The organism is Pseudomonas paraglycinae (assembly GCF_021601625.1).
GTDB lineage: Bacteria > Pseudomonadota > Gammaproteobacteria > Pseudomonadales > Pseudomonadaceae > Aquipseudomonas > Aquipseudomonas paraglycinae.
Window position 1 is genome coordinate 95,355 of record NZ_BQHR01000007.1, and the last position, 20,000, is coordinate 115,354.

The 20,000-nt window shown below is 62.1% G+C and carries 23 protein-coding genes and 1 pseudogene; 5 read left to right on the top strand and 19 right to left on the bottom strand.

Annotated elements, in window-relative coordinates; all coding sequences use genetic code 11:
• The first annotated feature begins 62 nt into the window (after nucleotides 1-62).
• Nucleotides 63-1,250, top strand: a complete 1,188-nt coding sequence (locus L6D82_RS12305; protein WP_163974325.1) for an MFS transporter — start codon at nucleotides 63-65, stop codon at nucleotides 1,248-1,250.
• A 46-nt stretch (nucleotides 1,251-1,296) separates the two neighbouring features.
• Here the strand turns inward: L6D82_RS12305 and L6D82_RS12310 are convergent, their stop codons facing one another.
• Nucleotides 1,297-1,701 (bottom strand): type II toxin-antitoxin system HicB family antitoxin, encoded by a 405-nt coding sequence (locus tag L6D82_RS12310; RefSeq protein WP_236189183.1) that lies wholly within the window; start codon nucleotides 1,699-1,701, stop codon nucleotides 1,297-1,299.
• A gap of 98 nt (nucleotides 1,702-1,799) precedes the next feature.
• Here L6D82_RS12310 and L6D82_RS12315 point away from each other — a divergent pair.
• Both L6D82_RS12315 and L6D82_RS12320 read left to right on the top strand, forming a co-directional pair.
• Nucleotides 1,800-1,892: pseudogene (locus tag L6D82_RS12315) on the top strand (LysR family transcriptional regulator); the annotation flags it as partial.
• Between the two features lie 84 nt (nucleotides 1,893-1,976).
• Nucleotides 1,977-2,444 (top strand): helix-turn-helix domain-containing protein, encoded by a 468-nt coding sequence (locus L6D82_RS12320; protein WP_108560308.1) that lies wholly within the window; start codon nucleotides 1,977-1,979, stop codon nucleotides 2,442-2,444.
• A 149-nt stretch (nucleotides 2,445-2,593) separates the two neighbouring features.
• Here the strand turns inward: L6D82_RS12320 and L6D82_RS12325 are convergent, their stop codons facing one another.
• From L6D82_RS12325 to ccmA, 10 genes are all read right to left on the bottom strand, one after another.
• A complete protein-coding gene (locus L6D82_RS12325) occupies nucleotides 2,594-3,001 on the bottom strand; it encodes a hypothetical protein (RefSeq protein ID WP_064378639.1) in 408 nt (135 codons plus the stop codon).
• A gap of 25 nt (nucleotides 3,002-3,026) precedes the next feature.
• A complete protein-coding gene (gene ccmI / locus L6D82_RS12330; RefSeq protein WP_236189192.1) occupies nucleotides 3,027-4,229 on the bottom strand; it encodes a c-type cytochrome biogenesis protein CcmI in 1,203 nt (400 codons plus the stop codon).
• Nucleotides 4,226-4,696: a cytochrome c-type biogenesis protein gene (locus L6D82_RS12335; protein WP_221534220.1), complete on the bottom strand. Its 471-nt coding sequence runs from the start codon at nucleotides 4,694-4,696 to the stop codon at nucleotides 4,226-4,228. Before L6D82_RS12335 ends, ccmI begins: the two co-directional genes overlap by 4 nt.
• Complete coding sequence (locus L6D82_RS12340) at nucleotides 4,693-5,229, bottom strand: DsbE family thiol:disulfide interchange protein (protein WP_236189194.1); 537 nt, start codon at nucleotides 5,227-5,229, stop codon at nucleotides 4,693-4,695. The genes L6D82_RS12335 and L6D82_RS12340 overlap by 4 nt, the downstream gene beginning before the upstream one ends.
• On the bottom strand, nucleotides 5,226-7,214 hold the full coding sequence (locus tag L6D82_RS12345; RefSeq protein WP_085611515.1) for a heme lyase CcmF/NrfE family subunit: 1,989 nt from the start codon (nucleotides 7,212-7,214) through the stop codon (nucleotides 5,226-5,228). The genes L6D82_RS12340 and L6D82_RS12345 overlap by 4 nt, the downstream gene beginning before the upstream one ends.
• A gap of 3 nt (nucleotides 7,215-7,217) precedes the next feature.
• Entirely contained in the window at nucleotides 7,218-7,673 is a 456-nt protein-coding gene (gene ccmE, locus L6D82_RS12350; RefSeq protein ID WP_011333086.1) for a cytochrome c maturation protein CcmE, read from the bottom strand.
• Nucleotides 7,670-7,846: a heme exporter protein CcmD gene (gene ccmD / locus L6D82_RS12355; RefSeq protein ID WP_011333085.1), complete on the bottom strand. Its 177-nt coding sequence runs from the start codon at nucleotides 7,844-7,846 to the stop codon at nucleotides 7,670-7,672. Before ccmD ends, ccmE begins: the two co-directional genes overlap by 4 nt.
• Nucleotides 7,843-8,598 carry a heme ABC transporter permease gene (locus L6D82_RS12360; protein WP_236189196.1) on the bottom strand — a complete coding sequence of 252 codons (756 nt, stop codon included), beginning with the start codon at nucleotides 8,596-8,598 and terminating at the stop codon, nucleotides 7,843-7,845. Before L6D82_RS12360 ends, ccmD begins: the two co-directional genes overlap by 4 nt.
• Before the next feature lie 78 nt (nucleotides 8,599-8,676).
• Complete coding sequence (gene ccmB / locus L6D82_RS12365; RefSeq protein WP_011333083.1) at nucleotides 8,677-9,345, bottom strand: heme exporter protein CcmB; 669 nt, start codon at nucleotides 9,343-9,345, stop codon at nucleotides 8,677-8,679.
• Nucleotides 9,342-9,977 carry a cytochrome c biogenesis heme-transporting ATPase CcmA gene (ccmA, locus tag L6D82_RS12370; RefSeq protein WP_236189197.1) on the bottom strand — a complete coding sequence of 212 codons (636 nt, stop codon included), beginning with the start codon at nucleotides 9,975-9,977 and terminating at the stop codon, nucleotides 9,342-9,344. The genes ccmB and ccmA overlap by 4 nt, the downstream gene beginning before the upstream one ends.
• Before the next feature lie 197 nt (nucleotides 9,978-10,174).
• Here ccmA and fliK point away from each other — a divergent pair, with 197 nt between their 5' ends.
• Entirely contained in the window at nucleotides 10,175-11,749 is a 1,575-nt protein-coding gene (gene fliK / locus L6D82_RS12375; protein WP_102717477.1) for a flagellar hook-length control protein FliK, read from the top strand.
• Entirely contained in the window at nucleotides 11,746-12,075 is a 330-nt protein-coding gene (locus L6D82_RS12380; protein WP_007959228.1) for an EscU/YscU/HrcU family type III secretion system export apparatus switch protein, read from the top strand. The genes fliK and L6D82_RS12380 overlap by 4 nt, the downstream gene beginning before the upstream one ends.
• Before the next feature lie 56 nt (nucleotides 12,076-12,131).
• Here L6D82_RS12380 and L6D82_RS12385 read toward each other — a convergent pair whose 3' ends face one another.
• The 8 genes from L6D82_RS12385 to L6D82_RS12420 form a co-directional block, all read right to left on the bottom strand.
• A complete protein-coding gene (locus L6D82_RS12385) occupies nucleotides 12,132-12,527 on the bottom strand; it encodes a DUF2802 domain-containing protein (RefSeq protein WP_007959226.1) in 396 nt (131 codons plus the stop codon).
• A complete protein-coding gene (locus L6D82_RS12390) occupies nucleotides 12,528-13,013 on the bottom strand; it encodes a chemotaxis protein CheW (protein ID WP_007959223.1) in 486 nt (161 codons plus the stop codon).
• Nucleotides 13,014-13,086: 73 nt separating this feature from the next.
• Nucleotides 13,087-14,040: a CheW domain-containing protein gene (locus L6D82_RS12395; protein ID WP_236189206.1), complete on the bottom strand. Its 954-nt coding sequence runs from the start codon at nucleotides 14,038-14,040 to the stop codon at nucleotides 13,087-13,089.
• 2 nt (nucleotides 14,041-14,042) lie between these two features.
• Entirely contained in the window at nucleotides 14,043-14,831 is a 789-nt protein-coding gene (locus L6D82_RS12400) for a ParA family protein (RefSeq protein WP_007959220.1), read from the bottom strand.
• A gap of 43 nt (nucleotides 14,832-14,874) precedes the next feature.
• A complete protein-coding gene (gene motD / locus L6D82_RS12405; RefSeq protein WP_007959218.1) occupies nucleotides 14,875-15,765 on the bottom strand; it encodes a flagellar motor protein MotD in 891 nt (296 codons plus the stop codon).
• A 12-nt stretch (nucleotides 15,766-15,777) separates the two neighbouring features.
• Entirely contained in the window at nucleotides 15,778-16,518 is a 741-nt protein-coding gene (locus tag L6D82_RS12410; protein ID WP_064600715.1) for a flagellar motor protein, read from the bottom strand.
• The gene (locus L6D82_RS12415) at nucleotides 16,518-17,654 is read right to left on the bottom strand and encodes a protein-glutamate methylesterase/protein-glutamine glutaminase (RefSeq protein WP_085747100.1); all 1,137 of its coding nucleotides are present in this window, start codon (nucleotides 17,652-17,654) and stop codon (nucleotides 16,518-16,520) included. The genes L6D82_RS12410 and L6D82_RS12415 overlap by 1 nt, the downstream gene beginning before the upstream one ends.
• Nucleotides 17,655-17,703: 49 nt before the next feature.
• Nucleotides 17,704-19,974: a chemotaxis protein CheA gene (locus L6D82_RS12420; RefSeq protein ID WP_085605806.1), complete on the bottom strand. Its 2,271-nt coding sequence runs from the start codon at nucleotides 19,972-19,974 to the stop codon at nucleotides 17,704-17,706.
• Nucleotides 19,975-20,000: the final 26 nt, after the last annotated feature.

A 20,000-nucleotide genomic window follows, 5' to 3' on the forward strand; every position in this document is an offset into this window, starting at 1 on the left:
ACTGCCGGCTCGGCCCGTCCCTTAGCCTCACCGCATTCCTTTTCGCTGGATCGAGAAACCCTATGACCGCCACAACTCACACAATGACCCGAGGCATGGTGCTGCTGTTCGCTTTCTGCTGCGGCGCCATCGTTGCCAACATCTACTACGCCCAGCCGATCATCGGCCTGATCGCGCCAGACATCGGCCTGAGCGACACCATGGCCAGTTTCATCGTGTCGCTGACCCAGATCGGCTATGCGCTGGGCCTGTTCTTTCTGGTGCCGCTGGCGGACCTGCTGGAAAACCGTCGTCTGATGATCATCACCACCGTGGTGGCGATTGCCAGCCTGCTCGGCGCGGCGTTTACCGATCAACCGAATGTGTTCCTGCTGATTTCGTTGCTGGTGGGGTTCAGCTCGGTGTCGGTGCAGGTGTTGATTCCATTGGCGGCTCATCTGGCGCCGGAAGAATCCCGTGGCCGGGTGGTCGGCGGGATCATGGGCGGTTTGCTGCTGGGGATTCTGCTGGCGCGGCCGGTGTCGAGCGTGGTCGCCGACCATCTCGGCTGGCGGGCGATGTTCATGATCGCAGCAGCCTTGATGGCAGCGATCAGCGTGGTATTGGCGCTGACTGTGCCCAAGCGCCAGCCGGATCACAGCGCCTCCTACGGCCAGTTACTCGGATCGTTGTGGACGCTGCTGCGCAAACAACCGGTGCTGCGTCAGCGAGCGTTTTATCAGGCCTGCATGTTCGCCACCTTCAGCCTGTTCTGGACCGCCGTGCCGCTGGAACTGGCGCGCAACCATGGCTTGTCCCAGAGTGAAATCGCGATCTTCGCCCTGGTCGGCGCCATCGGTGCCATCGCCGCGCCGATCAGCGGACGCCTGGCCGACGCCGGCCACACCCGCATAGCCTCGCTGCTGGCCATGCTGTTCGCCAGTCTGAGTTTCCTGCCCGCCTTCATCCACCCGGCCTACAGCGTGATCGGCCTGGCCGTGACCGGCGTTGTGCTCGATTTCTGCGTACAGATGAACATGGTGCTCGGCCAGCGCGCGGTCTACTCCCTCGACGCCAAAAGCCGCGGCCGCCTCAACGCGCTGTACATGACCAGCATCTTCGTCGGCGGCGCCTTCGGCTCGTCAGTGGCGAGTGCGGTGTACGAGCATGGCGGCTGGTTGTGGATCGTGATTGTTGGCAGCGCGTTCCCGCTGCTGGCGCTTGTGCGGTTTTTGAGTGCTTCGCAGAAGCCTGTTCTGGCAACGGCCTAGACTCTGAAAAGCACTGCCGGATCGCTGATCCGACAGTGCTTGATGCTCAATGCCGGACCAGTTTTTCCATGGCGGCATCCGCCAGAAAGGAAGAGCGGCTTTTGACGTTGTGCTCACGCACGTAGCGGTCGATTCGCTGGATGACATAGCCCGGCAACGTCACGTTGACCTTTTCGGTCTTGCCCATGTACGGCGAGATGTCCAGCTCGAGCATGCCCCAACCCATGTCCGCGAACTCCGGGTTGTTGCGATGGGTCGCCGCCGAAGTCGGCATCGGGATCGAATCACCATCCGTCGCGATCTCCTGCAGCATGATGTGGGCAATCTCGACGGCCGCGTTGTAGGCATCCTCAAACGTATCTCCGGCAGTAATCGCGCCGGGAATATCGGGGATCTGAATCCCGATGGCGGTGTTCTCGTCACCCCACTCGATGCAGATTGGGTATTGCATTGTGAAATTGCCTCGCCCATTAAAGTAACTCTAGAGATACCTTTAGTAGCCTGCGGAAGTGACACAACGTTGGTTGTTTTGCAGGATGTTTTGACTACCTCTCGGCGGTGTTTCCGACGGGCAGGCTGGCAAGTGTCAAGGCGCGGGCGTTCGTTGAATATGTGCAGGGGTTATTGACGAAAAAACCATAAAACCCACACTTGTTTCGTTTATTGCGATTTTCGCTTATTTCGAATAACGTTCCGGCATTCCTCATTTCCAAAGCCGGACTCGCCATGTCGACCGTTATTCATCCCTCCATCAGCCTCCCCGTAGAACGCGAAGTAAAAGCCGCCATTGAAGGGCAGCGTGCCCTGGCGGCATACCTCGCGACCCATTTCGAGACTCAGCACATCCAGATTTTCGACGAGCAGAACGAAGCTCATCGCGTCGAACTGCCCACCTCGGCCCTGCGCTTGCTGATCGACATTCTGGCGGAGCTGGCAGCCGGCAACGCGGTACAGGTCGTACCGGTGCATGCCGAATTGACGACCCAGGAAGCCGCGGACCTGCTCAACGTCTCACGTCCACACCTCATAAAACTGCTGGAAAGCGGCGAGTTGTCCTACCACAAAACAGGCAAGCACCGACGTGTGCGCTTTGCCGATCTGATGGACTATAAGAACCGGCGCACCACCGCCAGCGAGCAGGCAATGGCGCTTCTCGCAGAGCAAGCTCAGGCGTTAAGGACAGGATACGAGTGAGGCATTCCTCTTTTACTGCTTTGTACGGATCTACTGCAACGACAAGGCCTGATTAAATCGGTCCGGGCACTCAGCAGTTATCACGCGATCCTTTAAAAACTCATCACCCCCAGACAGCAAAACGGCGATCCTGAGATCGCCGTTTTTCATTACTCCCCAAACTGCTTGCCCAGTCCCGCCGGTACGCCGTGGATGTTGGTTTCTTCCCACGGGCCGTTGGGGCTGATCGAGCGGCTCCAGCCGTTGTTCCAGCGGTAGTAGGTGCGCTGGCGGTAGAAGGTGTTGGTCTGGTCGTCGAGCACGTACACGCCCAGTTTCTGGTCCCAGTGGCTGTTGCCGCCCGGTGGCGGGGCGAAGCTGGCGGAGGTGCGCGGGACAGGTTTGGCGGGTTTGGCCGGGATGCCCGGCTTGCTCGGCGTCGGGGTGGTCGACGGGGTCGGGCCGGGTTGTGACGGCGGAATCGGCGGCAGCCGTGTGGTCGGCTCCGGTCGTTGCACCGCACATGCGCTCAAGCCCAGGGCCAGTGTGAGGACTGTGATTCGGGCGATGGCGTTCATGGCGGTGCTTTCCTGTTGGTTCCGGCTATTTGTCCGGGCTGTCGATGGTCAGTGTCTGCGGCGTGGTGGTGCTGCTGGCCAGAGGCCCGCTGCGACCGACCCACTCACCGGCGGTCGGTTGACCGGCACGGGAGATGCGCGCAACCAGTTGGACTTCGGGGAAGTTCGACAGTTTCAATTGCGGCATCATCGCGTCGGCATCGCCCAGTTCGACAGTCACCGGCAGATCGGCGACGGTCAGGCGCTTGGCTGCCAGCGGTGCCGGCGGGCCCGAGGTGGCGCGGGCAAAAATGAACACGCTGTCACCCGGTTGCACCTTGGCTTTGAGCTCGCTCGCCAGATCCACACGCACTTTCAACAGCGCCGCCGCTTTAGTCGCCGGTGCCTGAGCAACCTTGCCGCCGCTGGCTTGCAGCTTTTCGGTGGCACGGGTGATGCCGCCCTGCAGGGCCTCGCGGGATTTGTCCTGTGGCGGCAGTTGCGCCAGCAGACGGTTCCAGTAGTCGATGGCTTCCTGATAACGCTCGCCTTCGAACGCGGCGATGCCCAACAGGCCGAGGCTGGTGACTTCCTTCGGATCGGCTTTCAGCGCTTCGTCGGTCAGGGCCTGAACCTTGTCCGACCATTTTTTGTTGTCGGCGAAGTACTGGGCCTGCGCCCACTGGCCGAGCAGTTCCGGCTGGCGACCGGCGAGATTGACGGCACGTTCGAACATCTTCGCCGCGTCCGCCGGGCGATCCTGAGCCATGTAGGTACGACCGAGGAAATACACGCCTTCAGCCGAATCCGGTTGCGCAGCCACGGCGCGCTCCAGACGCTGAGTCATTTCTTCCATCGACTGTGGCGCCTGGGCGAATTCCCGGGTCAGTTCAACCTTGTCGCTCGCGCCAAAGTGCAGATACAGACCGAGTCCCAACACCGGCACCAGCACGGCTGCCAGCAGCGGCAACGGCTTGCCCAAACGCGAAACCCGCGCCGGCGCCACACCTTCAGTGTCGGCAAGCAACTCACGGGCTGCTTCGGCACGGCCGCTGTCCATTTGCGCAGCGTCGAGCACGCCTTCGGCCTGCTGCGATTGCAGTTCGGCGACGCGTTCCTGATACAGCGCGACGTTGAGAGCGGTTCGATCCTCTTCACGCTGGGCGCGACGCTCACGCAGGACGGGGATCAGCAGAAAACTCAGGGCGACCAGAAGCAACAGCCCTGCAGCAAGCCAGAAATCAATCATTCTTGGTTTTTATCCAACAGTTGGTCGAGGCGCTGACGTTCTTCAGGAGACAGCGTTTGCGGCGTCTCGGCGCGCTGCCCGCGACGGCGGCGGACGATCACCGCGATCACCACGAAGCCACCCAGCAACAGGCCGGCCGGGCCGAACCATAGCAAAGCGGTCTTGGCATTGAGCGCCGGTTTGTAGCGGACGAAATCACCGTAGCGGTCGACCATGAAGTCGATAATCTGCTGATTGTCCTTGCCCTCGCCGAGCATGCGGAAAATCTCTTTGCGCAGGTCGGCGGCAATCGGCGCGTTGGAGTCGGCAATGTCCTGGTTCTGGCACTTGGGGCAGCGCAGTTCCTTGGTCAGCTCGCGGAAACGCTCGCGATCGCCTTCTTTGGCGAACTCGTAGGTGTCGATGGCGGCGTGGGCCACGCCGGCCAGGCTCAAGCCCAGCACCATGGCGGCTAAAAAGCGCTTCATGGCTTGGCCTCATCGACCAGCGCCTGATACTTGGCCGCCAGTTTTTCGCGCCAGACCTGCTCGTCGATTACGCCGACGTACTTGTCGCGGATGACGCCCTTGGCGTCGATGAAGAAGGTTTCCGGCGCGCCATAGACACCCAGGTTCAGGCCCAGCGAGCCTTCGTCGTCGCGGATGTCCAGTTGATACGGATTGTGGAATTCGGCCAGCCACTTCAACGCATCGGCGTTGGTGTCCTTGTAGTTGATCCCGTAGATCACCACGCCGCGCTCGGCGAGTTTGTTCAGCACCGGGTGCTCGACCCGGCAGGAAATACACCAGGTGCCCCAGACGTTGACCAGTGCCGGTTTCCCGAGAATGTCGGCCTTGGTCAGGGTCTTGTCGCCCTGCACCGCCGGCAGCGAAAACTCCGGGAACGGCTTGTTGATCATCGCCGACGGCAGCTCCGCCGGATCCAGATACAGACCGCGATAAAGGAATACGGCCACCAGCAGGAAAATCGCCAATGGCACCAGCATCAACCAACGTCTCATGCAGCGGCTCCTTCCATGCCCAGCGCTTCACGCACGCGGGCTTTGACCTTGACCCGGTAACGCCGATCCAGCGCCGCCAGCAAACCACCGAAACCGGTCAGCAGACCGCCGAACCAGATCCAGCGCACAAACGGTTTCACATGCACCCGCACCGCCCAGGCGCCATCGCCCAGCGGTTCGCCCAGGGCGACGTAGAGGTCGCGGGTGAAACCGGCGTCGATCCCGGCCTCGGTCATCACCGAGTTCTGCACGGTGTACAGACGTTTTTCCGGGTGCAGCACGCTGACTTCCTGACCGTTGCGGATCACCCGAACGGTGCCCTTGTCGGAAGTGAAGTTCGGGCCTTCGAAATGCTTGGCGCCTTCGAACACGAACTGATAACCGGCCAGATCCATCGACTCGCCCGGTGCCAGACGCAGGTCGCGCTCGGCACTGTTCTGGCTCGACAACACCACGCCCAGCGCACAGACGGCGATACCGAGGTGGGCGATCTGCATGCCCCAGTAACTGCGGGTCAGGGTCGGCAGGCCTTTGATCAGACCTTTGTGGCGGGTCTTGTCGAAGATGTCGCGCACGCCGGCTAGCAACACCCAGGCCGCGAGCAGGAACGTCGCGATGACGGCCCAGTTGAAATCGCCGTAGGCGACGCCGGCTACCACCGCCAGCGCAACGCTGCCCAGCAGCACCGGGGTCAGCATGCTGACCAGCCATTTCACCGGAGTGTCTTTCCAGCGCACGATCACGCCGACCGCCATCACCAACATCAACAGCGCCATCAACGGAATGAACAACGCGTTGAAGTACGGCGGGCCGACCGACAGCTTGGCGCCGCTGATCGCGTCGAGAATCAGCGGATACAGGGTGCCGAGCAGGATCATCGACGCTGCCACCACCAGCACCAGGTTATTGCCCAGCAGCAGGGTTTCTCGCGACCACAGGTTGAAGCCGACCTGGCTCTTGACCACCGGCGCGCGCAGCGCAAACAGGGTCAGCGAACCACCGACCACGAACAGCAGGAAGATCAGGATAAACACGCCGCGCTCAGGATCGGAGGCAAACGCGTGCACCGAGGTCAGCACGCCGGAACGCACGAGGAAAGTGCCGAGCAGGCTCAGGGAGAACGCGGCAATCGCCAGCAACACCGTCCAGCTCTTGAACACGCCACGTTTCTCGGTGACCGCCAGCGAGTGAATCAGCGCCGTGCCCACCAGCCATGGCATGAACGAGGCGTTCTCCACCGGGTCCCAGAACCACCAGCCACCCCAGCCGAGTTCGTAGTAAGCCCACCACGAACCGAGGGTGATGCCGATGCCGAGGAAGGCCCAGGCGACGATGGTCCACGGACGCGACCAGCGTGCCCACGCGGCATCGAGACGACCGCCGAGCAACGCGGCGATGGCGAAGGCGAACGCCACCGAGAAACCGACGTAGCCCATGTAGAGCATCGGCGGATGCACGATCAGACCGATGTCCTGCAGCAATGGATTGAGGTCACGACCGTCGGCCGGGATCTGCGGCAGGATCCGCGAAAACGGGTTCGAGGTGAGGATCAGGAACAGCAGAAAACCGGTGCTGATCATGCCCATCACCGCCAGCACGCGAGCGAGCATCACTTGCGGCAGTTGCCGGGAGAACACCGACACGGCGAAGGTCCAGCCGCCGAGAATCAACGCCCACAGCAGCAACGAGCCCTCGTGGGCGCCCCACACGGCGCTGAACTTGTAGTACCACGGCAGCGCGCTGTTGGAGTTCATCGCGACGTAAGCCACGGAGAAATCGTCGGTCATGAAGGCGTAGGTCAGGCAACCGAAGGCGAACAGCAGAAATGCGAACTGCCCCCACGCCGCCGGTTGGGCGAGCCCCATCCACAGACGGTCGCCGCGCCAGGCACCGAGCAACGGCACCACGGCCTGCACCAGCGCAAAACACAGCGCGAGGATCATGGCCAGATGGCCCAACTCAGGAATGAAAATGCTGGATGTCATCGATCAACCCTCCTTCGCAGGGGTTGGCGCGGATTGGCCGCTGTCCTTCAGGGCTTTGGTCACTTCCGGCGGCATGTATTTCTCGTCGTGCTTGGCCAGTACTTCATCGGCGACTACCACGCCATCGGCGTTGAGCTTGCCCAGTGCGACGATGCCCTGCCCTTCACGGAACAGATCCGGCAGGATGCCGCGATAGGTGATGGTCACGGATTTGTTGAAGTCGGTAACCACGAATTTGACGTCCAGCGAATCCGTGGAACGTTGCAGCGAGCCCTTCTCGACCATGCCGCCGGCGCGGATGCGGGTGTCCTGCGGCGCTTCGCCGTTGGCGATCTGGGTCGGGGTGTAAAACAGGTTGATGTTCTGCTGCAGGGCGCTCAGGGCCAGGCCGACGGCAGCGCCGACCCCGACCAGAATTGCCAGGATGATGATCAGTCGCTTTTTACGCAGCGGATTCACTTGCCGTTCTCCCGGCGCAGACGACGCGCCTCTTGTTGCAGATAACGCTTGCGGGCCGCGATCGGCGCCGCCACGTTGAGGATCAGTACCGCCAGACAGATGCCGTAGGCCGACCAGACATACAGGCCGTGATGGCCCATGGCGAGGAAGTCGCCGAATGACGCAAAACTCATCGAGCGGCCTCCAGGCTGTTCTGCACTTCTTCTTTCACCCAACTGGCGCGGGCTTCGCGCTTGAGCACTTCAAGGCGCATGCGCAGCAACAGCACGGCGCCGAAGAAACAGTAGAACCCCAGCACCGTCAGCAACAGCGGCAGCCACATCTCTGCGGGCATCGCCGGTTTTTCGGTGAGGGTGAAGGTCGCGCCCTGGTGCAGGGTGTTCCACCACTCCACCGAGTATTTGATGATCGGAATGTTGATCACGCCGACGATGGCCAGCACCGCGCAGGCCTTGGCGGCGCTGTCGCGGTTGCTGATGGCGTTGCCCAGCGCGATCACGCCGAAATACAGGAACAGCAGAATCAGCATCGAGGTCAGACGCGCGTCCCAGACCCACCACGAACCCCAGGTCGGCTTGCCCCAGATCGCCCCGGTGACCAGCGCTACGGCGGTCATCCACGCACCGATCGGTGCGGCGCACTGCAGGGCGACATCGGCCAGTTTCATCTTCCACACCAGCCCGACCACACCGCACACCGCCAGCATCACGTAGATCGACTGAGCGAGCATCGCGGCGGGCACGTGGATATAGATGATGCGAAAGCTGTTGCCTTGCTGATAGTCCGGCGGCGCGAAGGCCAGGCCCCAGATGACGCCAACGCAGATCAGCAACAACGCGGCGAGGCTCAACCACGGCAGCAACTTGCTGCTGATGCCGTAGAACCACTTGGGCGAGCCGAGCTTGTGAAACCAGGTCCAGTTCATACTGTTTCCATCACGGGTGCCGCTCATCGGTGTGAGCAGTCTCAGGGTCTTTGCTGGTTAAATTTTAACCAGACCTCATTATTCGCCGACGCTGATCTTCAGGCCAGCCGCTATTGCAAAAGGTGTCAGGGTTATCGCCAGGGCGGTCAGGCTGCCAAGCCACAACAGATAACCAAGCGCCGGCATGCCCTGCAATGCCGCCTGCAAGGCGCCACTGCCGAGGATCAACACCGGGATGTACAACGGCAGAATCAGCAGCGCCAGCAACAGGCCACCGCGTTTCAGACCGACCGTCAGCGCCGCGCCCACCGCGCCGAGCAAGCTCAGCACCGGTGTTCCCAGCAGCAACGAAAGCAGCAAAACCGGCAGACACGCAGCCGGCAACCCGAGCATCAACGCCAGTAACGGCGAGAGCAAAACCAGTGCCAGCCCGGAAAAAAGCCAGTGTGCCAGCACCTTGGCCAATACCAGAAGTGGCAGGGGGTGCGGCGAAAGGACCCACTGTTCAAGGGAGCCATCTTCGAAATCACTGCGGAAAAGCCCGTCCAGCGAGAGCAGGACCGACAAAAGTGCCGCCACCCAGACTAACCCCGGGGACAAGTTTTGCAATACTTGAGTTTCCGGTCCGACGGCCAGCGGGAACAGCGCGATGACGATGGCGAAGAAAATCAGCGGATTGGCCAGCTCCGCCGGGCGACGGAACAGCAGTCGGGATTCACGGGCAACCAGCAGGCCGAACACACTCATACCGCCCAATTCCCCAGATCGATGTCGCGATAACCGGCCGGCATCCGGCTCAGCGTATGGTGCGTGGTGAGCACCACCAGCCCTCCCCGTTGGCAGTGCCCGGCCAGGTGTTCTTCAAGCTGTGCCACGCCCTGTTTGTCGAGGGCGGTGAACGGTTCGTCGAGAATCCACAACGGCGGGCTGTCCAGATACAAACGCGCCAATGCCACGCGGCGCTGCTGGCCGGCGGACAGACTGTGGCAGGGAACATCCTCGAAACCGCGCAATCCAACCGCCGCCAGGGCCTGCCAGATCGCGTCGCGTTCGGCGGGTTGATGCAGGGCGCAGAGCCAGGCGAGGTTTTCTTCCGGCGTGAGCAGATCCTTGATCCCGGCGGCATGGCCGATCCACAGCAGGTTGCGCGCCAGCTCGCTGCGTTGCTCGCCCAGCGGCTTGCCGTTGAGCAGTACCTGACCGTCGGTCGGCTGCATCAAACCGGCCAGCAAACGCAGCAGGCTGGTCTTGCCGCTGCCGTTGGGGCCGCTGATCTGCACCATATCGCCACTGGCCAGTCTCAATTCGAGATTGTCGAAGAGCAGTCTGAGATCACGTTCACACGCGAGGGCAACGGTTTGCAGGACAGGACTGGTCAAGGGTTCACGGGCCTTATACGGTTCAAGTCGGCTCTGGCGCGGCCGTTAAAGAGTTGCAGCATAGATGCATTGACGGCTCGATCTAGAGAGCTGCGTCAAACAATTGAAATGTTTTCGCCACTCCTGGAACGACGGGCGGCATTATACATGTCGCCATCCTCTCTCCAGAGTGCATTTTCCTCAGGTTGTGTCCGCGTATGACAGGCGAAATGAACATCCTCCCGCTCCCGCCCACCACCCCGGCGACCGTTCGCCCGCAGGTGGGTGAGTTGCTGAAGTTGCTGACGCCGGTCGACGGGCTGATTGCCGCCGGCCAGAGCGCCAAGGCCGAGGTGTTGTCGCTCAAGCAGGCGGATCAGACCTTTCAGTTGCTGCTCAAGGTGACGCTGGACAGCGGCCGTCAGACCACCGTGCAGGCGACCAGCAATCTGCCGCTGCCTCAGGGCACCAGCCTGGCGATCACCCAGCCGTCGGCGGGCAATCTGGCGATCACCGTGCAACAGGCCATCGCCAGCAGCGTCGCCACCCTCACCCGCATCGACACCGCGCAACTGCCGGTCGGCACGCTGCTACAAGGCAAGGTGCTGACGGCTCAGGTCTTGCCGCAGGTGCCGGGGCAACCGACGGTGTATCGCTCGATGGTCAGCCTGCTCAACACCGCGTTGAGCGGCACCACCCTGAGCATCGACAGCCCGCAACCGTTGCGTATCGGCACCTTGCTGTCGGCGCTGGTGCAGGACTCGCAAACCCTGAAGTTCCTGCCGCTGAGCAATCGCCAGGAACAACTGGCGGTCAGCCAGCAACTGGTCAGTCAGCAAAGCCGTCAGGGCTCGCTCGACGGCTTGCTGAAAATGCTCCAGAGCCTGCCCCCCGCCACCGATCAGACCTCCCAGGATTTGCGTGCCGCCGTGGACAAACTGCTCGCCAACCTGCCGGACGTGCAGCAACTGAGCACCCCAAAAGGTCTGGCCCAGGCGCTGGCCAACAGCGGCGTGTTCCTCGAAACCAAACTGCTGACCGGACAGAACCCGACACTGGCCCCGGACATGAAAGCCGATCTGCTCAAGCTGATCGCCCAGATAACCCCCGGCCTGCCCGGCAATACCAACCTGAATGCGATCATCGCCGCCAACACGCTGGCCCAGGCGCTGCCGAGCTTTGTGCGCAACGCCCTGGGCATGCTCGGTCAGGTCAGTGCGAAGCCGGTGCCGAGCAGTTTTCCGCTGCCCGACCGGCTGCTGCAAAGTCTGGAAGGTGAAGGCGATCTGGAACATTTGCTGCGCCTCGCCGCAGCCGCCGTGTCGCGCTTGCAAAGCCATCAGCTGTCGAGTCTGGAACAGACCGGCGTCACCGACGACGGCCGCCTGCTGAGCACCTGGCAACTGGAAATCCCGATGCGCAACCTGCAGGACATCGTGCCGTTGCAGGTCAAGTTCCAGCGCGAAGAAGCACCGGAGAAACAGGAAGCGAACGAGCAGCGCCGCGATGAGCGCGAGCCGAAACAACAACTGTGGCGCGTCGATCTGGCGTTCGACATGGAACCGCTGGGGCCGATGCAGATTCAGGCGCAATTGATCAGCGGCAGCCTGTCCAGTCAGCTATGGGCCGAGCGGCCGTACACCGCGAGCCTGATCGAAAGCAATCTGACTGCACTGCGCCAGCGCCTGCTGGATTCCGGGCTGAACGTCGGCGACATCGACTGCCACCTCGGCACCCCGCCGCAAGGCATCCAAACCCGCCTCGAACACCGCTGGGTCGACGAAACCGCATGAATGACACCACCGCTCCACGCCAGGCCATCGCCCTCAAATACGACGGCAGCCACGCCCCGACCCTCACCGCCAAGGGCGACGAAGAACTGGCCGAAGAAATCCTGCGGATCGCCCGCGACTGTGAAGTGCCGATCTACGAAAACGCCGAACTGGTGAAGTTGCTGGCGCGGATGGAACTGGGCGACAGCATCCCCGAAGAGCTGTACCGCACGATCGCCGAGATCATCGCGTTCGCCTGGAACCTCAAGGGCAAGTTCCCGGCGGGACACAACCCGGATGCACCGATGGTCGAGAAAGACGTCACCGAACGCGGCGACGATTACTGAAGGCAAAAAAAACGCAGTCATCGATGACTGCGTTTTTTCGTTCCCACCTGAGGCTTTTAGCTGCTTCTGTGCAGCTTGCGCATCAACTCCGCCTCAGCCTGGGTCAACCCGCAGGACTGGGTCAGCTCATCGACACTCGCGCCCATCCCCACCAGTTTCGCCGCCTGGGCGAATGACAGGCTGGATGGATCACGCTGCTCGAGCTGGGCGAGTTTGTCCGGGATCGGACCGACAACCGAGCGCAGTTCGTGCAGGGCTTCGCCCATGCGCACGTTGCCGTTCTGGTAATCGTCGACACGCTTGGCCAGGTCCTTGATACGCTGATCACGCAGCGCATCGCCCTGGGCCTGTTGCGCAGCGATGACCCGCTGCGCCTTGATGTACGCCAGAAACATCGCCAGCGTGCCTGCCCAGAACAGGAACAGGACAATGACCGCTACCTCGAGAATCAATCAGATGTTCTCCAGTTCCGACCATTCTTCTTCGCTCATCATCTTGTCCAGCTCGACCAGGATCAGCAACTCGTTGTTCTTGTTGCACACGCCCTGGATGAACTTGGCCGACTCTTCGTTACCGACGTTCGGTGCGGTTTCGATTTCCGACTGACGCAGGTAAACCACTTCGGCCACGCTGTCGACCATGATGCCAACCACTTGCTTGTCGGCTTCGATGATGACGATACGGGTGTTGTCGCTGATCTCACCGCTCATCAGGCCGAAGCGCTGACGGGTATCGATCACGGTCACCACGTTGCCGCGCAGGTTGATGATGCCCAGCACGTAGCTTGGCGCACCCGGAACCGGAGCGATCTCGGTGTAGCGCAGGACTTCCTGAACGCGCATCACGTTGATGCCGTAGGTTTCGTTGTCCAGCTTGAAGGTCACCCATTGCAGGATCGGATCTTCGGAACCCTTTGCCGCCGTAGCCTTGTCGTTCATACCCTAGCCCCTCGAAAAACCGCGCCTGGCGGTGTGTGTTTCGTTCGCCGGCATTTGAATGCCGGTACTGTCTTTATGTCGGTTTGTGGTTCGGCTTACTGCCGGACATGTGCTTTGCCCCACCGCTGGCGATCAACTCGGCCAGTGCGGAAACATCGAGCAAGGCGCACATGTGTTCAATCACCGTCCCGGCGAGCCATGGCCGCTGACCCCGGTGACTTCTCCATTTGATTTCATTCGGGTCCAGACGCAACGAGCGACTGACCTGATGCACCGCCAGGCCCCACTCGTAACCCTGCACCGAAATCACGTATTGCAGGCCCTGACGGAAATCATCGCGGTAGCGATCCGGCATGACCCAGCGTGCGGTGTCCAGCACCTTCAGGTTGCCGGCCTGGCTCGGCAGAATCCCGAGGAACCATTCCGGCTGACCGAACAGCGGCGTCAGCTCATGGCCGGCCAGCGAATAGATCGAGCCCAGGCACACCAGCGGCACGGCCAGGGTCAACCCGGCGACGTCGAACAGCAGGCATTCGAACGCTTCCGAAGCCCAGGCTGGACGACCGTCGGTTTCTACCGGTGACGGCGTGTTGCTGGGCGGCAGATGCACTTCCACCAGCGGCGCAACCAGGGTTGGTTCGACCGGGGCTGGCGCAGGTGCTTCAGATTCTGGCTCTGGGACTACGGGAGCCGGAGGCGTTTGCAGAAGCTGGGTTTGCAGCAGCGGCGCCAGGGTCGATACCACGCGCACCGGCTCAGGCTCTTTGATCAACGTCGCAGGCGCCTTCGCTACTACAGCGGCAGGCGCTGCAACCGGGGCGATCGGCCGGGCGGCTTTTTGCGCATCCCGGGCCTGCTCTTCAAGCACGGCGGCCTGGAATTCATCGAGCGCCGCGGCGGTCTCGACCACCTCGACCGGGGCTGCGATTTGCTGCTCGACCTCGTCCGGCACTTCCTGCAGCAAGCCGTCCAGATAGGACTGCAGCGCCAGTTGCGGCTTCGACGTCAGCTTGATCGGCCGATTCATGCTCAAGCCACCTGCGGAACGAGTTGCTGCGCCAGCAGATGCTTGAGCAGCGCGCGGTAAGCCAGCACGCCACGGCTCTTGCCGTCGAACTGCGAAGGGGTGACACCGGCACGACTGGCGTCGCGCAGACGGGTATCGACCGGGATGTAACCCTGCCATATCTCGTCGGGGAATTTGTCACGCAGCACGCGCAAGGTGCCCATCGACGCCTGAGTGCGGCGGTCGAACAGGGTCGGCACGATGCTGAACGGCAGCGCCTGTTTGCGCGAGCGGTTGATCATCGCCAGGGTATTGACCATACGCTCCAGGCCTTTGACGGCCAGGTGCTCGGTCTGCACCGGGATCACCAGTTGCTGGCTCGCGGCCAGGGCGTTGACCATCAACACGCCGAGCAACGGCGGGCTGTCGATGATCGCGTAATCGAAGTCCTGCCACAGCTGCGCCAGACTCTTGGCGATCACCAGACCCAGGCCACTCTGCCCCGGCGACTGGCGCTCGAGGGTGGCCAGCGCGGTGCTCGACGGCAACAGGGAAATGCGTTCATCGCTGGTCGACAGCAGCAGCTGGCCCGGCAGGCCTTGCGGCACGCTGCCCTTGTGCAGAAACAGGTCGTAGTTGCTGTGTTCCAGGCTGTCGGGGTCGTAACCGAAATAGCTGGTCATCGAGCCGTGCGGGTCCAGATCGACCACGACCACGCGCTTGCCCGCCTCTGCCAGCAAACCGGCTAAAGCGATGGAAGAAGTGGTTTTACCAACACCACCCTTTTGATTGGCGACTGCCCAGACTCTCATTCAGATCGTTCCTCCCGGCCGGGATACTCGGCCGAGACATGGTTCAGCGTATTAATGCGGGCGACGGAGAATTGACGGCACTCTCGCGTCCCGGCGTCTTGACCGGGGTCGGTGCAGTTTGTGTGCCAGCACGCTTCAACGCGGCATCCGGTTGCGCATGGGCGGTTCCGGTGCCGGTCAGGCTGCGGCGCACATCAAGATTGCGCGACACCACCAGCACCACACGACGGTTCTTCGCCCGGCCTTCGGCGGTGGCGTTGTTGGCCACCGGCTGGAATTCGCCGTAGCCCACCGACGCCATGCGGCCAGGGTTGACACCCTGCATCGCCAGCATGCGCACGATGCTCGCCGAACGCGCCGAGGACAGTTCCCAGTTGGTCGGGTACTGCGCCGTGCGGATCGGTTGATCGTCGGTGAAGCCTTCGACGTGGATCGGGTTGTCGAACGGTTTGAGAATCGCTGCGACCTTGTCGATGATGTTGAACGCGATATCGCTGGGCATCGCATCACCGCTGCCGAACAACAGGCTGGAGTTCAGTTCGATCTCGACCCACAGCTCGTTGCCGCGCACGGTCATCTGGTTCGAGGAGATCAGGTCACCGAACGCGGCGCTGATGTCATCGGCGATGCTTTTCAGCGGATCGCTGGCCCCGGCGATGCCGGCGTCAACCTGTTCGGCGTCCTTGACCAGCGGCTTGGCCGGGGTCACGGTCTTCGGTCGTTCTTCACCGATCGGGATCGGCTTGAGCGCGCGGTCGGAGTCGGTGAAGACCCCGATCAGCGCTTCGGAGATGATCTTGTACTTGCCTTCGTTGATCGACGAGATGGAGTACATCACCACGAAAAAGGCAAAGAGCAAGGTGATGAAGTCGGCGTAGGAAACCAGCCAACGTTCATGGTTTACGTGCTCTTCATGCTGGCGACGACGTGCCATGAGGTTAGTCCCTTAATCCATGAAGCCCTGAAGCTTCAACTCGATGGAGCGTGGGTTTTCACCTTCAGCGATCGACAAGATCCCTTCCAACAACATTTCGCGATAACGCGACTGTCGCAACGCGATTGACTTGAGCTTGGCGGCCACCGGCAACAGGATCAGGTTGGCACTGGCTACACCGTAGATGGTAGCGACGAACGCGACCGCAATACCGTTGCCCAGTTGCGACGGATCGGCCAGGTTGCCCATCACGTGGATCAGGCCCATCACCGCACCGATGATGCCGATGGTCGGCGCGTAGCCGCCCATGCTTTCAAACACTTTGGCCGCTTCGACATCGCGGGCTTCCTGAGTGTAGAAATCCACTTCGAGGATGCTGCGGATCGCTTCCGGCTCGGCGCCGTCGACCAGCAGTTGCAGGCCTTTGCGCGAGTAGGCGTCGGGCTCGGCATCCGCCACGCCTTCCAGGCCCAGCAGGCCTTCCTTGCGCGCGGTGAGGCTCCAGTTGACCACGCGGTCGATACCGCCGGCCAGATCCACACGCGGCGGGAAAAAGATCCAGGCCAGAATCTGCATGGCGCGCTTGAACGCGCTCATCGGCGATTGCAGCAGCGCGGCACCGACGGTGCCACCGAGCACGATCAGCGCCGCCGGGCCGTTGGCCAGCGCGCCGAGGTGACCACCTTCCAGGTAGTTGCCGCCGATGATGGCGACGAACGCCATGATGATCCCGATAAGGCTTAGAACATCCATCAGACGCATGCCTCGACGATGTGCTTGCCGATATCGTCCAGGCTGTACACCGCGTCGGCGAGGTCAGCTTTGACGATGGCCATCGGCATGCCGTAGATCACGCAACTGGCTTCGTCCTGAGCCCAGACCGTGCTGCCGCCCTGCTTGAGCAGGCGTGCACCCTCGCGGCCATCGGCGCCCATGCCGGTCAGTACCACCGCCAGAACTTTGTCACTGTAGGACTTGGCTGCAGAACCGAAGGTGATGTCCACGCACGGCTTGTAGTTCAGACGCTCGTCGCCCGGCAGGATTTTCACCGCGCCACGGCCATCGATCATCATCTGCTTGCCACCCGGCGCCAGCAGCGCCAGGCCCGGACGCAGGATGTCGCCATCCTCGGCTTCCTTGACGCTGATGCGGCACAGCTTGTCCAGACGTTCGGCGAAGGCCTTGGTGAAGGCTGCCGGCATGTGCTGGATCAGCACGATCGGTGCCGGGAAGTTGGCCGGCAACTGGGTCAGAACCCGTTGCAGCGCTACCGGGCCGCCGGTCGATGTACCAATCGCCACAAGCTTGTAGTTTTTGCGTTTCGGGGCCGGCGACGAAGCGCTGGCCGCTGGCGCGCGAGTCGGTGCAGGCGCAGGTGCCGGACGGGCCGGAGCACTGTGGCTGCCAAAGCTCGACGGCGCTGCTGCCGGAGTCGGCGCAGGTGCAGGTGTAGCGGCAGGCGCCGGCGCACTGTAGGCACTGAAACGACGGTTACTGCGCGAGATGCTGTGAACCTTCTCGCACAGCAGTTGCTTGACCTTCTCCGGATTGCGGGAGATGTCTTCGAAATTCTTCGGCAGGAAATCCACCGCGCCGGCATCCAGCGCATCCAGGGTGACCCGGGCGCCTTCGTGCGTCAGCGAGGAGAACATCAACACCGGGGTCGGGCAGCGCTGCATGATGTGCCGCACGGCCGTGATGCCATCCATCATCGGCATCTCGTAGTCCATGGTGATCACGTCCGGCTTGAGGGCCAGGGCCTGATCGATCGCCTCTTTACCGTTGGTTGCCGTGCCGACAACCTGGATGCTCGGATCCGCTGAAAGAATTTCCGAGACGCGGCGGCGGAAAAAACCCGAATCGTCCACCACCAGGACTTTGACTGCCATAAACACTCCATTAGGTGCGGCGGGACGTTGTCGCCCCGCCGCCCCGGATTCAAATACGCCGTGCGGCGTAACGCTTGAGCATGCTCGGAACATCGAGAATCAGTGCAATGCGGCCGTCACCGGTGATGGTGGCGCCGGACATGCCCGGAGTTCCCTGGAGCATCTTGCCCAATGGCTTGATGACCACTTCTTCCTGGCCGACCAGTTGATCGACGACGAAGCCGATCCGCTGGGTGCCCACCGAAAGGATCACCACATGGCCTTCGCGCTGCTCTTCGTGAGCGGCAGAGCTGACCAGCCAGCGCTTGAGGTAGAACAATGGCAGCGCCTTGTCCCGCACGATCACCACTTCCTGGCCGTCCACCACGTTGGTGGTCGACAGGTCGAGGTGGAAGATTTCGTTGACGTTCACCAGCGGGAACGCGAACGCCTGGTTGCCGAGCATCACCATCAGGGTCGGCATGATCGCCAGCGTCAGCGGCACCTTGATGACGATCTTCGAGCCCTGGCCCTTGGTCGAGTAGATGTTGATCGAACCGTTGAGCTGGGAAATCTTGGTCTTCACCACGTCCATGCCGACACCGCGGCCGGACACGTCGGAGATCTCGGTCTTGGTCGAGAAACCCGGGGCGAAAATCAGGTTGTAGCACTCGGTGTCGCTCAGGCGATCGGCGGCATCTTTGTCCATCACACCGCGTTTCACGGCGATGGCGCGCAGGACGTTCGGGTCCATGCCCTTGCCATCGTCGGAGATCGACAGCAGGATGTGGTCGCCTTCCTGCTCGGCCGCCAGAATCACCTTGCCGCCACGGGCCTTGCCCGAAGCTTCACGTTCTTCCGGCGACTCGATGCCGTGGTCAACCGCGTTGCGCACCAAGTGGACCAGCGGGTCGGCCAGTGCCTCGACGAGGTTCTTGTCGAGGTCGGTCTCTTCGCCCACCAGTTCCAGGTTGATCTCTTTCTTGAGCTGGCGTGCCAGGTCGCGAACCAGACGCGGGAAGCGGCCGAAGACTTTCTTGATCGGCTGCATCCGGGTCTTCATGACCGCGGTCTGCAAGTCGGCGGTGACCACGTCGAGGTTCGACACGGCCTTCTGCATCGACTCGTCGCCGCTGTTCAAGCCCAGGCGCACCAGACGGTTACGCACCAGTACCAGCTCGCCGACCATGTTCATGATTTCGTCGAGACGTGCAGTGTCCACACGCACGGTGGTCTCGGCTTCGCTCGCCGGTTTTTCCGGTGGCGGCGTCGCCGGTGCACGGGCCGGAGCCGGTGCCGCAGCGGCAGCCGGTTTGGCCGGTTCGGCTTTCGGCTCAGGCGCTTTCGCAGCAGGTTTTGCCGCAGCGGCCGGGGCCTTCGCAGCAGGCGCCGCGACAGCCGAAGCATTGCCGGCAGTCACGACCGCACCGGTGGCGACGTCAGTGAACTTGCCTTTGCCATGCAGATCGTCGAGCAGCGATTCGAACTCGTGATCGCTGATCAGATCGCTACCGGCCGCAGCCGCTGCCGGAGCAGCCGTTGCAGGAACCGAAGCAATCGCCGACTCCAGCGCATCAACGGCAAAGTTGCCCTTGCCGTGCAACTGATCGAGCAAGGCCTCGAATTCGTCGTCGGTGATGTCCGAGCTGTCGCCCGCCGCCGGAGCAGCAGGTGCAGCGGCCGCCGGTGCCACGGCGTCGGCCGCGAACTGGCCTTTGCCATGCAACTGGTCGAGCAGCGACTCGAACTCGGCGTCGGTGATTTCATCGCTGGCCGCTTCGGTGGAAGCAGGTGCAGCGGCAGCCGCCGGGGCTTCGGCTTCGGCCTTGACGGCGTTCAGCGAGTCCAGCAACTGTTCAAATTCGTTATCGGTGATGTCACCCGAATCACCTTCGACGACCAGTTCTTCGATCATCTCGGCAACCGGCGAAGCCGGGGCTTCATCCGCCGATTGCGGTTCGGCCAGACGCGCCAGGGCGGCCAGCAGTTCCGGGGTGGCGGCGGTGATCGGGCTGCGATCGCGGACTTCGCTGAACATGCTGTTCACCGCGTCCAGCGCTTCGAGCACCACGTCCATCAGTTCTGCATCGACGCGTCGTTCACCCTTGCGCAGGATGTCGAACACGTTTTCGGCGATGTGACAGCACTCCACCAGCTCGTTGAGCTGAAGGAAGCCGGCGCCCCCTTTTACAGTGTGGAAACCGCGAAAAATTGCGTTGAGCAGATCTGCGTCATCCGGGCGGCTTTCCAGCTCGACCAGTTGTTCGGACAGTTGCTCAAGAATCTCGCCGGCCTCAACCAGGAAATCCTGAAGGATCTCTTCATCGGCGCCGAAGCTCATTAATGGGGTGCTCCTACAGGTCTAAA